The organism is Sphingobacterium sp. UBA6317 (assembly GCF_002440385.1).
GTDB classification, from domain to species: Bacteria; Bacteroidota; Bacteroidia; order Sphingobacteriales; family Sphingobacteriaceae; genus Sphingobacterium; species Sphingobacterium multivorum.
In genome coordinates this window covers 87,151-92,054 of record NZ_DJTD01000042.1, presented here as the reverse complement: position 1 = coordinate 92,054, position 4,904 = coordinate 87,151, and the positions used below count along the sequence as shown (strand labels likewise).

3 protein-coding genes are annotated in these 4,904 nt (G+C 41.6%); all 3 read left to right on the top strand.

Features of this window, described 5'->3' with window-relative positions; translation table 11 throughout:
• Nucleotides 1-118: 118 nt before the first annotated feature.
• Genes B3E92_RS14155 through B3E92_RS14145 form a run of 3 tightly spaced genes read left to right on the top strand, consistent with a single transcriptional unit; the run spans nucleotide 119 to nucleotide 4,859 of the window.
• Entirely contained in the window at nucleotides 119-3,232 is a 3,114-nt protein-coding gene (locus tag B3E92_RS14155; protein WP_286897306.1) for a SusC/RagA family TonB-linked outer membrane protein, read from the top strand.
• Nucleotides 3,233-3,241: 9 nt separating this feature from the next.
• Nucleotides 3,242-4,264 (top strand): RagB/SusD family nutrient uptake outer membrane protein, encoded by a 1,023-nt coding sequence (locus tag B3E92_RS14150; RefSeq protein WP_286897305.1) that lies wholly within the window; start codon nucleotides 3,242-3,244, stop codon nucleotides 4,262-4,264.
• Nucleotides 4,206-4,859, top strand: a complete 654-nt coding sequence (locus B3E92_RS14145) for a RagB/SusD family nutrient uptake outer membrane protein (RefSeq protein ID WP_286897304.1) — start codon at nucleotides 4,206-4,208, stop codon at nucleotides 4,857-4,859. The genes B3E92_RS14150 and B3E92_RS14145 overlap by 59 nt, the downstream gene beginning before the upstream one ends.
• Nucleotides 4,860-4,904 lie beyond the last annotated feature (45 nt).

Genomic DNA, 4,904 nt, shown 5'->3' with positions numbered 1-4,904 from the left:
ACCAAAATTGACGAAGAACCCGTTTTTTTGTTCCCATAAAATATCCCTCTAATTTAATGGGCTGAACCAGTCAATCAAATACTAAACTGACAGACTCAACTTTACTAACTATTTAATTATGATTTCAAAATTTACAAGTAACCAAAAGGTAAGCCTGCTTGCTATTGCTCTTCTTGTTGCGTCTTCGCAAAGTTTGTGGGCCGCAGAAACGCCAATTGCATTTAAACATAAAGCAAACGAGGCCACTCAGAACCAAGTTACCGGGAAAGTAACCGCAGAAGATGGTCCTCTTTCGGCTGCGACTGTTTCGGTCAAAGGTACATCGGTATCGACATCGACAGATGCAAAAGGGACATTTACAATTCGAGCGAAAGCCGGTGATATTTTGCTTGTTAGTAGCGTTGGCTATAAAACTAAAGAAGTAACTGTTACAGGGACGACCCTGTCAATTCAGCTCGAAAGTAACAATGAGGCTTTGGAAGAAGTTGTTGTTGTGGGATTTGCCAAACAAAAGAAAGTAAATCTAACTGGTGCTGTACAGGCGATCACGTCAAAGGATCTACAGGACCGTCCCGTTACAAATGTATCCTCAGCGATCCAGGGTAAATTTTCGGGTGTAACAATTACTCAAAATTCAGGACAGCCCGGTAAAGACAACGGTACGATCCGAATCCGTGGCCTAGGTACTATCAATAATGCAAATCCGCTTGTTATTGTCGATGGAATAGAAAGCTCGATGAATAACATCAACCCCAACGATATTGAAAGTGTTTCGGTACTGAAGGATGGACCTAGTGCAGCAATTTATGGATCTAAGGCTGCAAACGGGGTTATTCTGATTACGACCAAAAAAGGGGGAAGTGGCAAACCGCAATTGAATTATACGGGCTATGCCGGGATTCAGGATCCAACACGTCTACCGGAATATATGAACTCTTATGACCATGCTGTCATCTTAAACGAGGCTCTTAAAAATGAAGGGAAGACGCAGCGTTTCTCCCAGCAGGATCTAGAACTTTTCAAAAATGGATCTGATCCGGACGGTCATCCCAATACAGATTGGTTAGGGTTGTTGTATAAAGGGTCAGGTTTCCAGCAATCGCATAATTTGCAGGTTACAGGAGGAACAGAAGATGTGCAGTATATGGCTTCCGGAGGCTATCTAGGGCAGAAAGGTGTTATTAAAGTAGCGAGTTCGGACCGGTATAATTTACGCACAAATGTGGGGGCAAAAGTGTCTTCAAGGCTTCGATTTGATTTAGGGCTGGCGTATAACTATCAACGTATTAGCGAACCCGTAAACCCTTATACAGGTGACATGGCACAGATCTTTAGACAGGTAAATCGTATTCCTAGTTTTATTCCATACAAATATAGCAATGGTGTGTATGGTCGTGGTAGCGACGGTAACCCAATCGCTTGGATGGATCTGGAGGCAAAGGACAATATGATCAATAAACATACGCAGGTCAATTTCTCCGGTGAATTTAAGATTATGGATGGATTGAAGATCAAACAAGTTGTTGGCTTTCAACCGATCGACAATATGTCTTCCAAATTCGTCAAAGACATCCAATACTATGCACCGAACGGTGATTTGGGACCTAAGCAAGGGGTGAATAATCTGACTGTTTACAACTTTCAATCTGAACGATTGACTTTTCAAACCTTGTTGACCTATGATAAAAAGATTGGTAATCATCAAATCAATGTCTTAGGCGGTTTTATGGATGAAACATTCCGTGCAGATTACTCCAGTGCTTATGCGCAAGGGTTTTTGAATAATGATTTTTCGGAACTGAATTTAGGTAGCAAGGACGGAATGAAAGTCGACGGGGGAGCAAAAAAGTTAATTTTACGCTCTTTCTTCGGTCGTATCAATTATGCATTTGCGGATAAGTACCTATTGGAAGCCAATGTGAGACGTGACGGGACATCGCGATTCTTGGGAAGCAATCGTTGGAGTACTTTTCCTTCGTTCTCAGCAGGATGGCGTATTTCTCAGGAAGATTTCTTTAAAGAATCTCCTTTGTCTGATGTAATTTCAGAATTGAAATTAAGAGGTGGTTGGGGTAAACTCGGAAACCAACAATTAGCGGCAACATCAGATAATTCATATCCTTCTTCAGACGCTTATTATCCAGGCTTATTTACCATTTCTCCTGGCTATAATTACTCCTTTGGCGGTGAGATTAGTTCTGGCGGAGCTATCGTTGAATCAGCAAACCCAATATTGAAATGGGAGTCAACGACAAGTACTAACATTGGTTTGGACCTGAACTTCAAAAACAATTTGGGCTTTGTATTTGAATACTTTGACCGTAAAACTGATGGAGTGTTGTTAAAACTGCCCGTATCGAACTTATATGGTCTTCCAGCGCCTTACCAAAATGCAGGGAAAGTACAAAATAATGGGGTTGAGCTCCAAGTGAACTATCAAAATAGTATTGGTGATTTTAAATATAGCATTGCCGCAAATGGTTCTTATATTAACAACCAGATCAAAAAATGGGCAAGCGATGAGCCACAAGTTAATGGAACTTTTTATATCTATGAGCAGGGCCGACCAATCCGTTCGTTTTATGGCTACGAAACAGCAGGAATCTATCGTTCGGATGAAGAATATAAAAACAGTGGCATTCAAGGCGTAAATGGAACTGTAGGTGCTGGTGATATTATCTATAAAGATCAGAATGGCGATAAAAAAATCGATGGAAATGACCGTGTATATCTAGGTTCGCCTGATCCGAAATTCATCTTTGGTCTGACGTCCAATATGAGTTATAAAAACTTTGATCTGAGCCTATTCTTCCAAGGGGCCGCTAAAGTACAGGGCTATCTTTGGGGTGAAGCCATTGGCGGGATCTCGGGATCTGATAAACCGACAACCATTTTTGCAGATCGTTTCAATGCAGAGACCAATCCAAATGGATCGATGCCGAGGGCATTGACCAGTTGGTCACAAAATAGTCCTTCAGGCACTCCTTCCGATTTTTGGATACAGAATGCAAGTTATGTCCGCTTGAAGAACATTACCTTCGGTTATACCTTACCAAAAACGTTTACGGATAGAATCGGTATTAAAGGGGCCAAGGTATACTATAGTGGGCAAAACCTCTTGACTTTTACTGGTTTTGCTAAAGGATTTGATCCGGAGGCTCCAGCGGATTCTAGAGGTAATTACTACCCACAAGTGAAAACAAATGTGTTTGGTCTTAACGTAAACTTTTAATTGAAAATCATGAAACTTAGAAATATAACGATTGCATTGAGCGTAGCCACCTTATTGTTCTCTTGTCAAAAACTCGATCAGGAACCGTTGGATGCATATAATGCCGATAATTTTTGGAAAACGGAAGCAGAAACCGATTTTGCTGTAACAGGTTTGTACAGCGGTACAAGGGGAAGCGACGGTAAGCTGGCCGAAGGATCTGCTTGGGAAGACGGTACACAGATCTTTTACATGGACTGTACTTCGGATAACTCCAATAGTGATTTCCCTTGGGAAGGATTCCAAGCTTTGGGAAATGGGACGGCAACACCGACAAACTCTGGAAACGCAGAGGCACGCTATACGTACGAGCATATCCGTCGTGCTAATTATATCCTTGAAAATATTGAAAAATCGCCGGTTAATGCTGAAAAAAAGAAACGGCTGACCGCAGAGGTACGCGTCATACGCGCATATAAGTATTTTGATATGGCGACCTTATTTGGGGGAGTACCTATCATTACGAAAACTTTGACCGCAGAAAATTCGTTCGTGCCTGCAAATACGCAAAAAGAAGTATTGGAATTTGTGGAAAAAGAATTGAAAGAAGCTGCAGCAGATTTGTCGTTTGCTAAGGGAGGCGGGCGGATGTCAAAAGGTGCCGCCCTTGGTTTGTTGGCTCGCTGTTATGCTTTTGAAAAGAAATATCAGGATGTCATCAATACAACACAGGAGATCATCTCTTCGGCTAATTATAAATTATTCGATGATTATGCAACCCTATTTGAAGAGGCAAATGAAAACAACAGTGAGGTTATGATGAATATCGAATATTTGGTAAATATTCAAGGATATACTTCACTTGGTATTATGCTGCCCAATTCCATGGGCGGATGGGGGTCTATTGTACCAACACAGAGTCTGGTAGATGCTTACGAAACTGCCGATGGAGAAACTATTGGCGAGTCGAAATCCTATAACCCTGCCAGTCCATATGGAAAAAAGAGATCCACGCCTGGGCGCAACAATTGTTTACCCAGGAGCACTGTATAACGGTAAATATTTCGATCCATTGGATCCGAAATCGGAAGATTATCCATCTGGTCCAGATAATGCATCTAGCACAGCTTACAACTATAAAAAATACATCCAAAATCCGAGCAGTTATGCGAACATTTGGAACGTGGGTACCAACATTATTGTGATGCGTTATGCTGAAATGCTTCTGTTAAATGCGGAAGCAAAGATTGAATTGGGGATCATTGATAATAGCGTATATGACAATATCGATCTGGTTCGTCTACGCGCAAAGATGCCAAAAGTAGATAAAGCAGTTTACAGTGGTCAGAGCAAACTGCGTGAGTTGGTGCGTCGTGAGCTTCGTGTAGAATTCGCAGGAGAAGGACGCCGCCGCTTTGATATTATTCGTTGGGGAATAGCTAAAGATGTGATGAACGGTCCTGTCAATGGCGCGCTGTCAAAAGGTACGGTGGATTCTAAAACAGGCAAGGTTACTTACACGTCGCTAACGGACCGTTTTTTCTCTGAAAATAGAACGTTCAAAGCTGGAAAAAATGAATTGTGGCCAATTCCGCAAGCTGTAATCGATAACAGTAAAGGAACGTTGAAACAAAATGTAGGGTATTAATTTTCTCCTGCTATATTTTTTACGAAGCAAGCAAGCAAGCAAGCA

Excerpts from the sequence above, each read along its gene's own strand:
- B3E92_RS14155 (WP_286897306.1), top strand. The coding sequence starts at position 119 with ATGATTTCAAAATTTACAAGTAACCAAAAGGTAAGCCTGCTTGCTATT.
- B3E92_RS14150 (WP_286897305.1), top strand. The coding sequence starts at position 3,242 with ATGAAACTTAGAAATATAACGATTGCATTGAGCGTAGCCACCTTATTG.
- B3E92_RS14145 (WP_286897304.1), top strand. The coding sequence starts at position 4,206 with ATGGAAAAAAGAGATCCACGCCTGGGCGCAACAATTGTTTACCCAGGA.